Genomic DNA, 15571 nt, shown 5'->3' with positions numbered 1-15571 from the left:
TTTCAGATGCCGGCTCGCAAGGAGCCGACGGGGAGGGCGCCGCGCTGCGCGCGGGCCCTCGTGGCGATCAGCAGGCGCGTGGCTTGACGTTCTTGTCCTTGGCGTACTTGGCCGCGTATTCCTTGACCAGCGGGTCGATGTGCGTCTTGTCCGACTGGTACCAGTCCGACTTGATCTCCCACTTGCCGCCGTCCCACTGCACGATGCGCGCCCAGTCGTCGCCCATGTGGTTGCTGCACGAGGTCTTGACCGGCCGCATGACTTCACCGAAGCCCAGTGCCTTGAGCTTGTCGGCCGTGAGGTTCAGGTTCTCGAAGCCCCAGCGCACCTGCTCGGGCGTGAGCGACTTGCCCTTGCCGTACTTCTCCTGCGCCGCGCGGATCGCCTCGACCTGCAGCATCGAGATCATCATCCCGCGGGTGTGGGCGATCGAGCCGATGCCGTCGGCCGGGCCCGTGCCCTGGCCCTTGTCGTACACCAGCTTCTTCAGGTCGTCATGGACCTTGTCCTTGGCCGCGCTGTTGTGCAGCGTGATCGCGTTGTAGCCCTTGGCACCGGCGCCGATGTCCTTCACGTCGTGGTCCGAACCGGCCCACCAGACCGCGTAGATCTTCTCGCGCGGGTAGCCGCTGGCCTGTGCCTCGCGGATGCCGGCGGGCGTCATCACGCCGGCCGACCAGAACAGCACGTAGTCGGGCTTCTGCTGGCGGATCTGCAGCCAGGTGGATTTCTGCTCCACGCCGGGCGGCGTGACCGGGAACAGCGAGAGCTCGAAGCCTTCGGCCGCGGCGCGCTTCTGCAGCAGCGGGATCGGCTCCTTGCCGTAGGGCGAGTCGTGATAGACCAGCGCGATCTTCTTGCCCTTGAGGTTGCCCTTCTCCTTCTTCGCGATGTCCTGGATCATCACGTCGGCCGCGGTCCAGTAGGTGCCCAGCAGCGGGAAGTTCCACTCGAACACGGTGCCGTCGGCCGACTGCGACAGGCCATAGCCCGGGGTCTCGACGACCACCTTGTCGACGAAGGCCTTGTCGGTCACGGCGAAGGTGATGCCGGTCGATTGGGTGTCGAAGCCCGAGGCACCCGAACCCTTGCCCTTGAGGCGCTCGTAGCACTCCACGCCCTTGGCCGCGTCGTAGGCGGTTTCGCATTCCTCATAGGTCAGCTTGACGCCGTTGACGCCGCCGTCGCGCGCGTTCACCAGCTTCAGGTAGTCCTGCTTGCCGTCGGCCCATGGGATGCCCAGCGGTGCGAACTGGCCGGTGCGGTAGACCAGCAGCGGCACGAACTGCTCGGCCGGCTGGGCCTGCGCGAGCGAACCCGCGACGACCATCGAAAGCCCCGCGGCGGCGAGTGCCGCGGTGCGTGCGAGATTCCTGAATTGCATGGCTTGTCTCCTTGTAATGAGCACGTGAGTGCGTGGTGGAACCGGGATACGGGAATCAGTGGGGATCAATGAGGGAAGGGCCACAGCCGCAGCTTCTGCCGCGCGGTGGACCACAGGCGCGCCAGGCCGTGCGGCTCGACGATCAGGAAGAACACGATCAGCGCGCCGAAGATCATGTGTTCCAGGTGCGAGGCCGTGGCCGTCGAGATCGACAGCCCCAGCCAGTGCGGCACGTAGTTCAGCAGCAGCGGCAGCAGCACGATGAAGGCCGCGCCGAAGAAGCTGCCGGCGATCGAGCCCAGCCCGCCGATGATGATCATGAACAGCAGCTGCAGCGACTTGTCGATGCCGAAGGCGGCCGGCTCCCAGGCGCCCAGGTGCACGAAGCCCCAGAGCGCGCCGGCCACGCCGACGATGAAGCTGCTCACCGCGAAGGCCGTGAGCTTGGCGTAGACCGGGCGGATGCCGATCACCGAGGCCGCGACGTCCATGTCGCGCATCGCCATCCATTCGCGGCCGATCGCGCCGCGCACCAGGTTCTTGGCCAAGAGCGCGAACACCACCACCAGGCTCAGGCACAGCAGGTACTTCTGCGTCGGCGTGTTGAACTCGTAGCCGAACATCTGCAGCGAGTTGACGCTGACCGAGCCAGAGGACGAATCGTTGGTGACCCACTTCACGCGGTTGGTGAACCAGTCCATGAAGAACTGCGCCGCCAGCGTGGCCACCGCGAGATACAGGCCGCGGATGCGCAGGCTGGGGATGCCGAACAGCACCCCCACCACCGTGGCCGCCAGCCCGCCGCCGATCAGCGACACCAGCAGCGGCATGCCCTCGATGCGCACCTGCAGGTTGTAGGCCGCATAGGCACCCACCGCCATGAAGGCGCCGGTGCCCAGCGAGATCTGGCCGCAGTAGCCGACCAGGATGTTGAGGCCGATCGCGGCCAGCGCCAGGATCAGGAAGGGGATCAGCACCGCGCGGAAGCTGTAGTCGCTGGCCAGCATCGGCACCGCGACGAAGGCGATGGCCGCGAAGGCGAGCATGAACCAGCGGTCCTGCGCGACCGGGAACAGCGCCAGGTCCGCGCGGTAGCTGCTCTTGAATTGACCGTTTTCTCTGTAGAACATCTCAGTGCCTTTAGACGCGGTCGATGATCTTGTCGCCGAACAGGCCTTGAGGCCTGATGAGCAGCACCGCCAGCGCGAGGACGTAGGCGAACCAGTTCTCGATGCCGCCGCCGAGGAAGGGCCCGAGGTAGATCTCGGAGAGCTTCTCGCCCATGCCGATGATCAGTCCGCCGAGGATGGCGCCGGGCACCGAAGTGAGGCCGCCGAGGATCACCACCGGGAAGGCCTTGAGCGCCACCAGCGAGATCGAGAACTGCACGCCCAGCTTGCTGCCCCAGATCACGCCGGCCACCAGCGCGACGATGCCGCCGATCGACCAGACGATGACCCAGATGCGCGCCAGCGGAATGCCGATCGACTGCGCGGCCTGGTGGTCGTCGGCGACCGCGCGCAGGGCGCGGCCGGTGCCGGTCTTCTGGAAGAACAGCGTGAGCAGCACCACCAGCGTGGCGGCGATCGCGGCCGCGTAGAGGTCTTCCTTGCTCAGCAGCAGGCCGCCTTCGAACATGTTCTCGAGCACCAGCAGCGGCTCCTTGGGCATGCCGATGTCGATCTTGTAGGTGGCGCTGCCGAAGATCAGCTGGCCCGCGCCGTCGAGCACATGCGAGATGCCCAGCGTGGCCATCAGCAGCGTGATGCCTTCCTGGTTGACCAGCCGGCGCAGCGCCAGCCGTTCGATCAGCCAGGCCACGATCACCATGCACAGCGCCGCGGCGATGAAGCCCAGCACGGCGCCCAGCACCACGCTCTGGAAGCCCAACCACTTGGGAATCCATTCGGCGAAGCGTGCCATCGCCAGCGCCGCGAACAACACCATCGCGCCCTGCGCGAAGTTGAAGACACCCGAGGCCTTGAAGATCAGCACGAAGCCCAGCGCGACCAGGGCGTAGAGCATGCCGGCCATCAAGCCGCCGAAAACCGTTTCGAGAAAGAAACCCATGGGGCCCGCCGTTCCTAGTGTTCCGCGCCGAGATAAGCCCGGATCACGTCTTCGTTGCTGCGTACTTCGTCGGGGGTGCCGTCGCCGATCTTCTTGCCGTAGTCGAGCACCACCACGCGGTCGGAGATGTCCATCACCACGCCCATGTCGTGTTCGATCAGCACGATGGTCGTGCCGAACTCGTCGTTCACATCGAGGATGAAGCGGCTCATGTCCTGCTTCTCCTCCACGTTCATGCCGGCCATCGGCTCGTCGAGCAGCAGCACCTGCGGCTCCATCGCCAGCGCGCGGCCGAGGTCGACGCGCTTCTGCAGGCCGTAGGGCAGCTGGCCCACGGGGGTCTTGCGGAAGGGCTGGATCTCGAGGAAGTCGATGATGCGTTCGACGAACTCGCGCTGCTCCAGCTCCTCGCGTTCGGCCGAGCCCCAGCCGAAGGGATTGCGGAAGGCCTGCGCCAGCAGGCCGCTCTTCATCTTGAGGTTGCGCCCCGTCATGATGTTGTCGAGCGCGCTCATGCCCTTGAACAGCGCCAGGTTCTGGAAGGTGCGCGCCACGCCCATCTCGGCCACCTGGCGCGAGTTCATGTGCTTGAAGGTCTGGCCGCGGAAGGTGATCGAGCCCTGCTGCGGCGCATAGACGCCGTTGATGCAGTTGAGCATCGAGCTCTTGCCCGCGCCGTTGGGGCCGATGATGGCCCGCACCTCGTGCTCGCGCACGTTGAAGCTGATGTCCGTCAGCGCCTTCACGCCGCCGAAGCTGAGACTGATGTTCTGGACGTCGAGGATGACCTCGCCGGTCTTCCTGGAATTCATGGACGAACCTTCGTGCTCCGCACTGCGGTGCGAGCTTGCTTGGGGCGGCCCGGCGCTGCGCTCATGCTGCGGCCCTCACTTCGGGATAACGCTTGGCATCGACGATCTGCAGCGTGGCGCTGACCGAGCCGGTGCGGCCGTCCTCGAACTTCACCTGCGTCTCGATGAACTGTTCGCTCCTGCCGCCATACAGCGCCTCGAGCAGCACCGCGTATTTCTGCGCCACGAAACCGCGGCGCACCTTGCGTGTGCGGGTCATCTCGTCGTCGTCGGGGTCGAGTTCCTTGTGCAGCACCAGGAAGCGCGCGATCTGCGTGTCGGCCATGCCGGCTTCGGCCGCCAGGTCGGCATTGACCTTGGCGATGCACTCGGCGATCAGCGTCAGCACCTCGGGCTTGCCCGCCAGGTCGACGTAGCCGCCGTAGGCCAGTCCGCGGCGCTCGGCCCAGTTGCCGACCGCTTCGAAGTCGATGTTGATGAAGGCGCAGACCGCCTCGCGCGCATCGCCGAAGCACACGGCTTCCTTGATCTGCGGGAAGAACTTGAGCTTGTTCTCGATGTAGTTGGGCGCGAACATCGCGCCGCCCGCCATGCGGCCCACGTCCTTGGCGCGATCGATGATGCGCAGGTGGCCTTCGCTGTCGAGCACGCCGGCGTCGCCGGTGTGGAAGTAGCCGTCGGCATCGAGCACCTCGGCCGTGGCGTCGGGGCGCTTGTAGTACTCCTTGAGCACCGACACGCCGCGCACCAGCACCTCGCCGTTGTCGGCGATGCGCAGTTCCATGCCGGGCGCCGCCGGGCCCACGGTCTGCAGCTTGACCTTGCCGTCCTGCTGCAGGCAGACGTAGGCGCAGGTCTCGGTCTGGCCGTAGAACTGCTTGAGGTTGACGCCGATCGAGCGGTAGAAGCGGAACAGGTCGGGGCCGATGGCCGCGCCCGCGGTGTAGGCCACGCGGATGCGGCTCATGCCCAGCACGTTGCGCAGCGGGCCGTAGACCAGCACGTTGCCGATGCCGTAGAGCAGGCGGTCGCCCGCGCCGACCGGCGCGCCGTTCAGGATGTCGGCGCCCACGCGCTGCGCCAGCGCCATGAACTTCGCATAGAGCCAGCGCTTGGGCGCGGCCGCGTCTTCCATGCGGATCGACACGGCGGTCAGCAGGCCCTCGAAGGTGCGCGGCGGGCCGAAGTAGTAGCTCGGGCCGATCTCGCGCATGTCGTTCATCACGGTCGCGGCCGATTCGGGGCAGTTGAGCGTGAAGCCGCCCACCAGCCACTGCGCGACCGAGAACAGGTGGTCGCCGACCCAGGCCATCGGCAGGTAACTCATCACGTTGTCGCCCGGGCCGAGCCTGTCGGTGACCACGCCGCCGTGGCCCGCGGCGATGAAGCTGGCGTGCGTCTGGCACACGCCCTTGGGCCGGCCGGTGGTGCCCGAGGTGTAGAGGATCACGCCGACGTCGCCGGGCTCGCCGCTGGCCACGCGAACGTCGAAGAAGCCGGGGTGGGCGGCGTCGTAGGCACGGCCCAGTTCGCGCAGCCCTTCGAAGCTGAGGAGCCCCGGCTGCGTGTAGTGGCGCAGGCCGCGCGGGTCGTCATAGATGATGTGGCGGATCGCGTGGCCGCTGTCCTTCTGCAGCTCGCGGCACTCGAGCAGCTTGTCGACCTGCTCCTGGTCCTCGGCGATGACGAACTGGATCTCCGCGTCGTCGAGCATGAAGACCATCTCGCTGGCGACCGCGTCCTGGTACAGCGGCACCGGCACGCCGCGCAGGCTCTGCGCCGCGACCACCGCCATGTACAGGTGCGGGCGGTTGGCGCCCACGATGGCCAGATTGTCGAAGGCCTCGAAGCCCAGACTCGCCAGGCCGCAGGCCATCTCGCGCACCGCTTGCGCGGTCTCGCCCCAGGTCCAGGTCTGCCAGATGCCCAGGTCCTTCTCGCGCACGGCCGGCGCGTCGGGCTGCGCGGCGGCATGGGCGCGCAGCAGGCGGGGAAAGGTGGTGTCGGCCGGTGTGCTTTTGTTCACGATGGGGCGACTGTAGGACCGACTTTGACGTCGAGTTGTCGTTCCAACGACAATCTCAGGGTCTCCACTCCCCCGGACTTACCCGATGACCTCCGTGGCCCCTGCCTCCGGTTCGATCCGGGATCGCTTGCGCGCGCCGCGTGCCGACGAGCTGCGCAACATCCCCTGGCTCGAGGCGCTGGGCCCGGGCGAGCGGCAGCGCACCGAGGCCGCGCTGGTGGTCAGCGAGGCCGAACCCGGCGACCTGATCTGCCGTGTGGGCCGTCCGCCGACCTACTGGTTCGGCGTGATCGAGGGCCTGTTCAAGATGAGCAACGACAACGCCGACGGCACCTCGATGACCTACAGCGGCCTGCCGCCCGGCGGCTGGTTCGGCGAGGGCACGGTGATGAAGCGCGAGCCCTACCGCTACAACATCCAGGCGCTGCGCCGCAGCGTCATCGCCGGCCTGCCGGTCGACGATTTCCACTGGCTGCTCGACCACTCCATCGGCTTCAACCGCTTCGTGATGAACCAGCTCAACGAGCGGCTGGCCCAGTTCATTGCGGCGCGCGAGGCGGATCGATTGAACAACCCCGACGTGCGCGTGGCGCGCAACCTCGCGGCGCTGTTCAACCCGGTGCTGTTCCCCGGCGTGGGCCAGCTGCTGCGCATCACGCAGCAGGAACTGGCCTACCTGATCGGCCTGTCGCGCCAGCGCGTGAACGAGGCGCTGCGCACACTCGAGGCACAAGGCATGATCCAGGTCGAGTACGGCGGCCTGCGCGTGCTCGACCTGCCGGCGCTGCGCGCCAGCGTCACGGCCCCTTCTTCCAGTTCTTCTTCTTCTTCTTCTTCCGCCATCTTCCTCCAGGACAAAAAGCAATGAGCGCACAGCACCTCACCCTCCTCACCGGCGCCTCCCGCGGCATGGGCCGCGCCATGGCCGAACAGCTGATCGAGGCCGGCCACACGCTGGTCTGCATCTCGCGCAAGACCGACGACGCGCTGGCCGCCAAGGCCGCGCAGCACGGCGCGAAGATCGAGCAATGGTCCTTCGACCTGTCCGCGCCCGCCGCCGCCGCCGAGCGCGTGGCCGCCTGGCTCGCCACGCAGGACGCGCAGGCCTTCGACAGCGTCACGCTGATCAACAACGCCGGCACCGTGGGCCAGTTGGGCCCGCTCGAGAAGGCCGATGCGGCCGACCTCGCGCAGTCGCTGCGCATCGGGCTCGAAGCGCCCTTGCTGCTCACGGCGGCCTTCCTGCGCGCCACGCAGGACTGGCGCGGCGCCCGCAAGGTGCTCAACATCTCCTCGGGCCTGGGCCGCAACGCCATGGCCAGCCAGGCGCCGTACTGCGCGGCCAAGGCCGGCATGGACCACTTCTCGCGCGCGGTCGCACTCGAGGAGGCGCTGCGCCCCAACGGCGCGAAGATCGTCTCCCTCGCGCCCGGCGTGATCGACACCGACATGCAGGTCGCGATGCGCGGCACCGAGGCCGGCCTGTTCCCCGACCGTGCGCGCTTCGAGAAGCTCAAGGCCGACGGCCTGCTCGACTCGCCCGCGACCGCCGGTGCCAAGGTGCTGGCCTACCTGGCACGCGCGGACTTCGGCAGCAAGCCCGTGGCCGACGTGCGCGACCCCGCCTGAGCATGGCCACCGCCCAGGCCCTGAGCACCGCGGAATACAAGCTCTTTCCCAATCCGCGCAACCTGCACCGCGTGGTGTTCGCGCACCAGGTCTTCGTGCCCTATCCGTACATGCTCATCGAGATGGAGAGCTACTACCTCAAGGGCCGCTACAGCCTGTTCGCGGCGCACCGGATCGTGGACAACAAGGCGGGCCAGCTGGTGACCTTCGAGGACGCGGCGGACGAGGCGAAGTTCAAGTCGATGTTCGTGCCGGACTGAGGATTCTCAAAATTTTTGTGCGAGTTGTCCGGAAGGGCTCGAAATTCGGGCTAGAATTGCAGACTCGATGCGGGATTAGCTCAGTTGGTAGAGCGCAACCTTGCCAAGGTTGAGGTCGAGAGTTCGAGTCTCTTATCCCGCTCCACATCCAGTAAAAAGGCCACCTTTCCAGGTGGCCTTTTTCATTGGCGCGTCGGTTGCGTGGCCTGCCATCGCCAGGGCACACGCGGTGCCTCGGCCTCGCGCTTCAGGCGATCAGCCGCAGCGCCGATTCCCACGCCATCTGCGCATGCGCCAGCCCTTCCTCGCGGTTGAACTGCGCCGCGGTGCGCTCGCACACCGCCTGCGGGGGCAGGCTCAGCGGGCGGCCGCTGCTGGTGGCCTTGACCTGGGCCTGGCAGGCGCGTTCCAGGAAGTAGATGTTCTGGAAGGCCTCGGCGATGGTGCGGCCCGCGGCCAGCAGGCCGTGGTTGCGCAGGATCATCACGCGGTGCTCGCCCAGGCTCGCGACCAGGCGTGCGCGCTCCTCGAGATCGAGCGCGATGCCTTCGTAGGCGTGGTAGCCCAGGTGGCCGTAGAACTTGAGCGCGTGCTGCGAGATGGGCAGCAGGCCTTCCTGCTGGCACGACACCGCGATGCCGTCGGCCGTGTGCGTGTGGATCACGCACGCCAGGTCGTGGCGCGCCATGTGCACGGCCGAGTGGATGGTGAAGCCCGCGGCGTTGACGCGTTGCCCCGCATCGGCCGCGTCCACCACCTTGCCGGCGGTGTCGATCTTCACCAGATCGTCCGGCCCCATCTCGTGGAACAGCACGCCATAGCGGTTGATCAGGAAGTGGTCCGGCGTGCCGGGGATGCGCGCGCTGATGTGGGTGTCGATCAGGTCGGTCATGCGGAAATGCGCGACCAGGCGGTAGAGCGCGGCGAGGTCGCGGCGGGTCTGGGTTTCGGCGTCCGTGCGCACGGGATGGTCGAGGGCGGTCATGTCTGCGGTGTTCCTGTGGTTGTCTTTTTTCTCGCGCTCAGTGCGAAGCGAGGTCGGGCTGGCTGCGGATCAGCGCGGCCACGGCCAGGCCCTGCGCGTCGCCCTGCTTCTCCAGCGCGGCAATCACGCCGAGCCGGTCGGCCACCGACTTGTCCTGGTTGAGCTTCATCTTTCCCTCGATGCGCGCGATGGGGATGCGCACGGCCGCAATGGCCTTGAGGCGTGATGCGGTCAGCTCCTGCGGCATGGCGTCGAAGGCCCATTCGCCACCCAGCGGCGTGTCGTAGGCCGCGACCGTGCGCTGCAGCACCGCATGGATGGCCGAGGTGTCGTCCACCACTTCCGGCGTGCCCTGCGCATGGATGGCCGTGTAGTTCCAGGTCGGGAAGGTCAGCCGGTTCGTGTACCAGCTCGGCGAGATGAAGGCATGCGGCCCCTGGAAGATGACCAGCGCCGGCGCGCCGGCCTTCAGGTCGCGGTACTGCGCGTTGCCGCGCGCCAGGTGCGTGGTCAGCAGGCCGTGCGGCCCGTCGTCGTCCACCAGGAAGGGCAGGTGGGTGGCGTTGAGCCCTTCGGCGCCGTGCGTCACGAGCGTGGCGAAACTCCAGGCGCGCATGCGCTCGCGCAGCAGGGCCTCGTCGGATTCCGCGTAGGCGGGCGGTGTGTACATCGTGGCCCCCTCAGGCGTGCTTGCGCAGCCAGCGCACCGTGTCGTCGAAGGCTTCGCCGGCCACGTCGGCCACCGACACGGCTTCGAGAAAGCTGTGGACCGTGCCCGGGTAGATCTTGGACTCGACGTCGAGGCCCTCCGCCTTCATCTTGGCCGCCATGTCGATGTTGCCGTCGTACAGCGGGTCGCATTCGGTGATGACCAGGAAGGTCGGCGGAATGTCGTGCAGGTCGGCGTCGAGCAGGTTCATGCGCGGGTCGGTGAAGTCTTCCTTGCGGCCCAGGTAGTTGCGGTAGAACCAGACCATCATGTGCAGCGAGAGGCCGTAGTCGCCCGCGCCGTAGCGCACCACCGAGTCCTGGTAGAGGTCGGTGCTGAAGCCGGTGTAGTTGAGCACCAGGCCGCGGATCGGGCTCGCGCCCTGGTCGCGGAAGTGCATGGCGGTGCACAGCGAGAGGTTGCCGCCGGCCGAGTCGCCGCCCACGAAGAACTGCTCCGGGTCGAAACCGATCTCCCCCGCGTGCGCGATCAGCCAGCACACGGTGTCGATGCATTCCTCGATCGGCTGCGGGAACTTGGCCTCGGGTGCGCGCGTGTAGTTGATGCCGATCACCACGATGCCGGCACGCTCGGCGTACTCGCGCATCAGCCGGTCGTGGGTGTCGATGCTGAACAGCACGAAGCCGCCGCCGTGGATGTAGAAGAAGGCGCCGGGCATGCGGCGTTCCTTCGGGTAGTGGGTACGGATCAGCACCTCGCCGTGGCGCGTGGGCACCTGCTGCTCGGTCGTGCGTTCCATCACCGGGCCGCCCGCGGCCCAGGGTGCGCGCACCTTCTCGGCGATGTCGCGGCCTTCGGCGATCGACACCGTGTCGCGGCGCGGGAACTTCGAAGCGTCGGCGCTCATGCGCTGCACGAAGAGCTGGACTTGCGGGTCGAGGGGCGCGGGCTTGGCGCCTTGGGTCGAGGCGGCGAAGGCAGGGTCGAGGTTGCTCATGTCGATTCCAGTTGCGAGTGAAGATTCGGGGAAGTCGAAGCGCTTGCAGTCAATGCCAGGGACACCGCGGAACCGGCTTTGCCAGGCCGCTGGTGTCGCCCCCTCGAAGGCGCTTCGGGGGTGTGTCATCAGTAGCCGCGCGCGGTGTCGACCTGGTTGAAGAAGGGGCCGTTCTCGCGCAGCTGCGCGATGTTCCGCACCACCTGCCGCGCCACCACGTCGAAGGTGGCCATGGTCGCCATGTGGGGCGTGACCACCACGCCGGGCGTGGTCCACAGCGGGTGGTCTGGCGGCAGCGGTTCGTTCTCGAACACGTCGACGATCGCGCCGCGCAGTTGCCCGCTGCCCAGCGCCGCGATCAGGTCGGCCTCGACCAGGTGTTCGCCGCGGCCGCAATGGATCAGCGCGGCGCCCCGGGGCAGGGCCGAGAAGGTGCGCTCGCAGAGGATGCCGCGGGTCTGCGCCGTGAGCGGCAGCAGGCACACCAGCACATCGGTCTGCGCGAGGAAATCTTCGTAGCTGTCGTCGCCGCTGAACACCGTCATGCCGGCGATCTCGCGCGGCGTGCGGGCCCAGCCGCTGACCGGGTAGCCCAGCAGGGGCAGGCGCGCAGCGATGTGGCCGCCGAGTTCGCCCATGCCCATCAGCCCGACGCGGCAGGCCGAGGCCGGCGTCTGCAGCGGGCGCTTCCATTGTTTTGCGCGCTGGCTGGCCAGGGCGGCATCGAGCTGCCGGTGGAAATGCAGCACGCCCCAGAGCACGAACTGCAGCATGCCCTCGGCCAGCATCGGGTCGACCACGCGGCACACCGGCAGTTCGCGCAGGTCCTGCCCCGCGACCACGTTGTCCACGCCGGCCGCGATGCTGTGCACCAGCTTCAGTCTCGGCATCTGCGCGTACACGCCGGGCGGCGCGTTCCAGCAGACGGCCACTTCGGCCTCGAGGCAGCGCGGGTCGGGCCAGGTGGCGATGTCCAGCGACGGGTCGGCCGCCAGCAGCAGCGGGCGCAGGAAGTCGAGGTCGACGGAATGGCTGAGCAGGGCAACGGTGGTCATGGGCAGGCGAGAAGATGCTGTGCCAGCGCTTGGTACGCGGGCAGGGTGGTCGGGTCGGTGTTGGCGCTGGCGGCCTTGGGGTGCGAGGCGAAGCGCGCGATCACCATCTCGGCCTTCGGGTCGATGTAGAGGTTCTGGCCGTGGATGCCGCGCGCGCAATAGGCGCCGTGCGCGTTGTGCGTCATCCACCACATGTGGCGATAGCTCCAGCCCGGCAGCAGCGCATAGCCCGCCCGCGCGAAGTGCGCGGGGCTGGCGCCCAGGCGGATGTCGGCCACGGCGGCCTCGGGCACGACCTGCCGGCCGTTGAAGAAGCCATCGCAACGCATGGTCTCGCCGAAGCGCGCCATGTCGCGCAGTGCGCCGCTGAAGGCACCGCCCGCGCCGGCGTGGCCGCGCGGGTCGACCACGAAGAAGGCGTCCTGCTCGGCGCCCATCGGCGTCCACAGGCGCTCCTCGACCAACCGCTCCAGCGGCAGGCCGGTCACCTTGCAGAGGATCCAGCCCAGCACCTCGGTGTTGACCGTCTTGTAGGCGAAGCCTTCGCCGTGCGCTCCGCTGGCGCGGACGGTGCGCAGGAAGTCGCGGACGCCGACCGGACTGCCGGCGGGCGCGGGCATGCCAGGCAGCTGCGCGGCCGCGCGCAGGTAGGTCCAGACCTCCGCGTCGGCGCGGCCGTAGTCCTCGTCGTAGTGCAGCGCGGTGGTCATGTCCATCACCTGGCGCACCGTGGCCTCGGCCCAGGCGCTCGCGCCGAGCTCGGGCACGTACACCGGCACCGGTGCATCGGGGTCGATGCGGCCGGCGACCATCTCGGCGGCCGCGAGCGTGCCGACCAGCGACTTGGTCACCGACATGCAGACGTGCGGCCTGTGCGGCTGCAGCGGGCCGTCGAAGTGCTCGTAGACGATGCGGCCGCGATGCAGCACCACGATGCCGTCGGTGTGGTTCGCGGCCAGCGAGGCGTCCCAGCGCATCGGCGCCGCGGCGCCCAGGGGCACGAACGCGAGCGCGTCGATGTCGTCGCGCAGCGCATACGGCAGCGTGCTGGCGGGGCCGGGCCCGCGCCAGACGTTCACCGTCGGGCCGGTCGCGCGCATGCCGCTGAAGCGCGCGCGCATGCGTGCGGGCGACAGCGCATCGGGGTCGATCGCCAGCGAGGGCGCACCCATGTGCCAGCCGAGGTCGACGCAAGAAGACGGCGCGGCGCTCATGCGGCCAGCCTGTGCTCGAAGAAGTCCAGGCCCGGCATCGCACCCAGCAGCGTGCGGGTGTACGCATGCTGGGGGTTGCTGAAGAGCTGGCCGGGCGCGCCGCGCTCGACGATCTGGCCCCTCTGCATCACCACCACCGCGTTCGAGATTTCCGCGGCCACGCGCAGGTCGTGGGTGATGAACATCATGGTCAGGCCCAGCTCGGCCTTGAGTTCGGCCAGCAGTGCGAGCACCTGCGACTGGATCGACACGTCGAGCGCCGACACCGCCTCGTCGGCGATCAGCAGGCGCGGCTTGAGGGCCAGCGCGCGTGCGATCGAGATGCGCTGGCGCTGCCCGCCCGAGAACTCGTGCGGGAAGCGGTTCACCGCCGAGGCACCGAGCCCCACGCGGTCCAGCAGCGCGGCCGCGACCTTGAGCGCTTCGGCGCGGGGCATGCCGTGGATCATCGGTCCGCGGGCGATCGCATCGCCCACCTTCTGGCGCGGGTTGAGCGAGGCGAAGGGGTCCTGGAAGATGATCTGCACCTGCTTGCGATAGGCGCGCAGCGCGGCCGCATCCTGGCCCAGGATCGGCTGGCCGGCAAAGGTGATCGCACCGCTGTCGGGTTCGATCAGGCGCATCACCATGCGGCCCAGCGTCGACTTGCCCGAACCCGATTCGCCCACCACCGACACCGTCTCGCCTTCCTGGATGGCCAGGTCGATGCCGTCGGCCGCGACCACCGTGCGCGGCGCGGAGAACAGCCCCGATTTCGAGACGAAGGTCTTCCTCAGGTTCTCGATCTTCAGCAGCGGCTCGGCCGTCTTCTGCGTGCGCGGCGTGCTGCGTGCACTGCGCCCGGGGACGGCGGCGATCAGTGCCTTCGTGTAGTCGTGCTGCGGGTTGCGCAGCACCGCGTCGCGCGAGCCCTGCTCGACCACGCGGCCGTGGCGCATGACGACCACGCGGTCGGCAATGTCCGCCACCACGCCGAAATCGTGCGTGATGAAGAGCACGCCCATGCGGCGCTCGACCTGCAGCGTCTGGATCAGGTCCAGGATCTGGCGCTGCGTGGTCACGTCCAGCGCAGTGGTGGGCTCGTCGGCCAGCAGCAGGCGCGGGTTGTTCAGCAGTGCCATCGCGATCATCACGCGCTGGCGCTGGCCGCCCGAGAGCTGGAAGGGGTAGCTGCGGACGATCTGCTTCGGCGAAGGCAGGCCCACCGCGTCGATGATCGCGAGGCAGCGTTCCTCGATCGCCGTGGCGCCCAGGCCGGCCGTGTTGTGCAGCTGCAGGGCCTCGGCCACCTGCGCGCCGATGCGCTGCAGCGGGTTGAGCGCGCTCATCGGCTCCTGGAACACCATCGCGATGCGCTCGCCGCGCAGCTTGCGCATCTGCGCGGCAGGGAGCTTCGTGAGGTCGGTGCCCTCCAGCAGCACGCGGCTGCGCGGGTCGATCGACACGCGCGGCGGCAGCAGCCCGAGGATGGCGTGCGCGGTCATCGACTTGCCCGAGCCGGACTCGCCGACCAGGCAGACGATCTCGTTCTCGGCGATGTCCAGCGACAGGCGTTCCACCGCATGGCCGCGGTCGCCCGAACTGGGCAGCACGATCGACAGGTCCTGGATCGACAGCAGGGGGGAAGAGGGCTTCGTCATTGGCGCGAGATCCGGGGGTTGAGCACGTCGTTGAGGCCTTCGCCCACGAGGTTGATGGCCAGCACGGTCAGCAGGATGGCGATGCCCGGGAACAGGCTCATCCACCAGGCCTGGCGCAGCATGGTGCGCGCCGCGCCGATCATGAAACCCCAGCTCATGAGGTTGGGGTCGCCCAGGCCCATGAAGCTCAGCGCGCTCTCGATCAGGATCGCGCTCGCGATCGACAGTGAACCCGCGACGATGATCGGCGACAGGGCGTTGGGCAGGATGTAGCGCGTGATCAGCGACAGCGGCGATTCGCCCTGGCAGCGCGCGGCCTGCACGAACTCGCGCTCCTTCAGGGCCAGGAACTCGCCGCGCGTGAGGCGCGCCACCTGCGGCCAGCTCACCAGCGCGATGGCGATCACGATGGTGCGGATCGAGGGTTCGAGGATCGCCACCAGCAGGATGCACAGCATGAAGGCCGGGATGGTCTGGAACAGCTCGGTGAAGCGCATCAGCCATTCGCCGACGCGCCCGCCCACATAGCCCGAGAGCGCGCCCACCACCACGCCGATGAGCAGCGCCACCAGCGTCGAGGCCAGGCCGATCATCAGCGAGACGCGGGTGCCGTGCGCGATGCCCGCGGCGATGTCGCGCCCCAGGCTGTCGCTGCCCAGCAGCATGCCGTCGGTCTGCGGTGGCGTGAAGGGCGCGGCCACCGTGTCCCAGGGGTCGCCCGGGAACAGCAGCGGCGCGCTGAGCGCCAGCACGATCACCGCCAGCAGGATCACCAGGCCGAGCATGCCGCTCGGGTGGCGCAGAAAGGATCGGAGGGTCTGTTTCATTG

At 68.3% G+C, this 15571-nt stretch carries 15 protein-coding genes and 1 tRNA gene; 4 read left to right on the top strand and 12 right to left on the bottom strand.

The window, feature by feature from the left end; genetic code table 11:
- Window positions 1-67 precede the first annotated feature (67 nt).
- The 5 genes from K0H49_RS08590 to K0H49_RS08570 all read right to left on the bottom strand — a co-directional run bounded on the left by K0H49_RS08590 (window position 68) and on the right by K0H49_RS08570 (window position 6292).
- Window positions 68-1384, bottom strand: a complete 1317-nt coding sequence (locus tag K0H49_RS08590; protein ID WP_219211154.1) for an ABC transporter substrate-binding protein — start codon at window positions 1382-1384, stop codon at window positions 68-70.
- A gap of 65 nt (window positions 1385-1449) precedes the next feature.
- Window positions 1450-2514 (bottom strand): branched-chain amino acid ABC transporter permease, encoded by a 1065-nt coding sequence (locus tag K0H49_RS08585; RefSeq protein ID WP_183027970.1) that lies wholly within the window; start codon window positions 2512-2514, stop codon window positions 1450-1452.
- A 10-nt stretch (window positions 2515-2524) separates the two neighbouring features.
- Entirely contained in the window at window positions 2525-3454 is a 930-nt protein-coding gene (locus K0H49_RS08580; protein WP_219211152.1) for a branched-chain amino acid ABC transporter permease, read from the bottom strand.
- Between the two features lie 14 nt (window positions 3455-3468).
- On the bottom strand, window positions 3469-4266 hold the full coding sequence (locus K0H49_RS08575; RefSeq protein WP_219211151.1) for an ABC transporter ATP-binding protein: 798 nt from the start codon (window positions 4264-4266) through the stop codon (window positions 3469-3471).
- A 61-nt stretch (window positions 4267-4327) separates the two neighbouring features.
- Entirely contained in the window at window positions 4328-6292 is a 1965-nt protein-coding gene (locus K0H49_RS08570; RefSeq protein WP_219211150.1) for an AMP-dependent synthetase/ligase, read from the bottom strand.
- Between the two features lie 85 nt (window positions 6293-6377).
- Between K0H49_RS08570 and K0H49_RS08565 the strand changes: the two genes are divergently transcribed.
- The 4 genes from K0H49_RS08565 (at window position 6378) to K0H49_RS08550 (ending at window position 8326) form a co-directional block, all read left to right on the top strand.
- The gene (locus tag K0H49_RS08565; protein ID WP_219211149.1) at window positions 6378-7160 is read left to right on the top strand and encodes a Crp/Fnr family transcriptional regulator; all 783 of its coding nucleotides are present in this window, start codon (window positions 6378-6380) and stop codon (window positions 7158-7160) included.
- Window positions 7157-7921, top strand: coding sequence for an SDR family NAD(P)-dependent oxidoreductase (locus tag K0H49_RS08560; protein ID WP_219211148.1), 765 nt, complete (start codon window positions 7157-7159; stop codon window positions 7919-7921). The genes K0H49_RS08565 and K0H49_RS08560 overlap by 4 nt, the downstream gene beginning before the upstream one ends.
- A 2-nt stretch (window positions 7922-7923) precedes the next feature.
- Entirely contained in the window at window positions 7924-8181 is a 258-nt protein-coding gene (locus K0H49_RS08555; RefSeq protein ID WP_219211147.1) for a hypothetical protein, read from the top strand.
- Between the two features lie 69 nt (window positions 8182-8250).
- Window positions 8251-8326 (top strand) — tRNA-Gly (locus K0H49_RS08550).
- Window positions 8327-8428: 102 nt separating this feature from the next.
- Here K0H49_RS08550 and K0H49_RS08545 read toward each other — a convergent pair.
- From K0H49_RS08545 to K0H49_RS08515, 7 genes are all read right to left on the bottom strand, one after another.
- Entirely contained in the window at window positions 8429-9166 is a 738-nt protein-coding gene (locus tag K0H49_RS08545) for a class II aldolase/adducin family protein (protein ID WP_219211146.1), read from the bottom strand.
- Between the two features lie 37 nt (window positions 9167-9203).
- Window positions 9204-9836, bottom strand: a complete 633-nt coding sequence (locus K0H49_RS08540; RefSeq protein WP_219211144.1) for an FMN-binding negative transcriptional regulator — start codon at window positions 9834-9836, stop codon at window positions 9204-9206.
- A gap of 10 nt (window positions 9837-9846) precedes the next feature.
- Complete coding sequence (locus K0H49_RS08535; protein ID WP_219211143.1) at window positions 9847-10833, bottom strand: alpha/beta hydrolase; 987 nt, start codon at window positions 10831-10833, stop codon at window positions 9847-9849.
- A gap of 128 nt (window positions 10834-10961) precedes the next feature.
- Window positions 10962-11888, bottom strand: coding sequence for a 2-hydroxyacid dehydrogenase (locus tag K0H49_RS08530; protein ID WP_219211141.1), 927 nt, complete (start codon window positions 11886-11888; stop codon window positions 10962-10964).
- Window positions 11885-13102, bottom strand: a complete 1218-nt coding sequence (locus K0H49_RS08525; RefSeq protein ID WP_219211140.1) for a serine hydrolase domain-containing protein — start codon at window positions 13100-13102, stop codon at window positions 11885-11887. The genes K0H49_RS08530 and K0H49_RS08525 overlap by 4 nt, the downstream gene beginning before the upstream one ends.
- The gene (locus K0H49_RS08520) at window positions 13099-14742 is read right to left on the bottom strand and encodes an ABC transporter ATP-binding protein (RefSeq protein WP_219211139.1); all 1644 of its coding nucleotides are present in this window, start codon (window positions 14740-14742) and stop codon (window positions 13099-13101) included. Before K0H49_RS08520 ends, K0H49_RS08525 begins: the two co-directional genes overlap by 4 nt.
- Complete coding sequence (locus tag K0H49_RS08515; protein ID WP_219211138.1) at window positions 14739-15569, bottom strand: ABC transporter permease; 831 nt, start codon at window positions 15567-15569, stop codon at window positions 14739-14741. Before K0H49_RS08515 ends, K0H49_RS08520 begins: the two co-directional genes overlap by 4 nt.
- Window positions 15570-15571 lie beyond the last annotated feature (2 nt).

This window comes from Variovorax boronicumulans (assembly GCF_019352895.1).
GTDB lineage: Bacteria > Pseudomonadota > Gammaproteobacteria > Burkholderiales > Burkholderiaceae_C > Variovorax > Variovorax boronicumulans_A.
The sequence above is the reverse complement of the archived record's forward strand: the minus strand, read 5'-3'. Positions and strand labels throughout refer to the sequence as shown.

Coding starts and splice junctions, on each gene's coding strand:
- K0H49_RS08560 (WP_219211148.1), top strand. CDS start 7,157: ATGAGCGCACAGCACCTCACCCTCCTCACCGGCGCCTCCCGCGGCATG.
- K0H49_RS08535 (WP_219211143.1), bottom strand. CDS start 10,833: ATGAGCAACCTCGACCCTGCCTTCGCCGCCTCGACCCAAGGCGCCAAG.
- K0H49_RS08515 (WP_219211138.1), bottom strand. CDS start 15,569: ATGAAACAGACCCTCCGATCCTTTCTGCGCCACCCGAGCGGCATGCTC.
- K0H49_RS08540 (WP_219211144.1), bottom strand. CDS start 9,836: ATGTACACACCGCCCGCCTACGCGGAATCCGACGAGGCCCTGCTGCGC.
- K0H49_RS08585 (WP_183027970.1), bottom strand. CDS start 2,514: ATGTTCTACAGAGAAAACGGTCAATTCAAGAGCAGCTACCGCGCGGAC.
- K0H49_RS08565 (WP_219211149.1), top strand. CDS start 6,378: ATGACCTCCGTGGCCCCTGCCTCCGGTTCGATCCGGGATCGCTTGCGC.
- K0H49_RS08590 (WP_219211154.1), bottom strand. CDS start 1,384: ATGCAATTCAGGAATCTCGCACGCACCGCGGCACTCGCCGCCGCGGGG.
- K0H49_RS08575 (WP_219211151.1), bottom strand. CDS start 4,266: ATGAATTCCAGGAAGACCGGCGAGGTCATCCTCGACGTCCAGAACATC.
- K0H49_RS08545 (WP_219211146.1), bottom strand. CDS start 9,166: ATGACCGCCCTCGACCATCCCGTGCGCACGGACGCCGAAACCCAGACC.
- K0H49_RS08520 (WP_219211139.1), bottom strand. CDS start 14,742: ATGACGAAGCCCTCTTCCCCCCTGCTGTCGATCCAGGACCTGTCGATC.
- K0H49_RS08555 (WP_219211147.1), top strand. CDS start 7,924: ATGGCCACCGCCCAGGCCCTGAGCACCGCGGAATACAAGCTCTTTCCC.
- K0H49_RS08530 (WP_219211141.1), bottom strand. CDS start 11,888: ATGACCACCGTTGCCCTGCTCAGCCATTCCGTCGACCTCGACTTCCTG.
- K0H49_RS08580 (WP_219211152.1), bottom strand. CDS start 3,454: ATGGGTTTCTTTCTCGAAACGGTTTTCGGCGGCTTGATGGCCGGCATG.
- K0H49_RS08525 (WP_219211140.1), bottom strand. CDS start 13,102: ATGAGCGCCGCGCCGTCTTCTTGCGTCGACCTCGGCTGGCACATGGGT.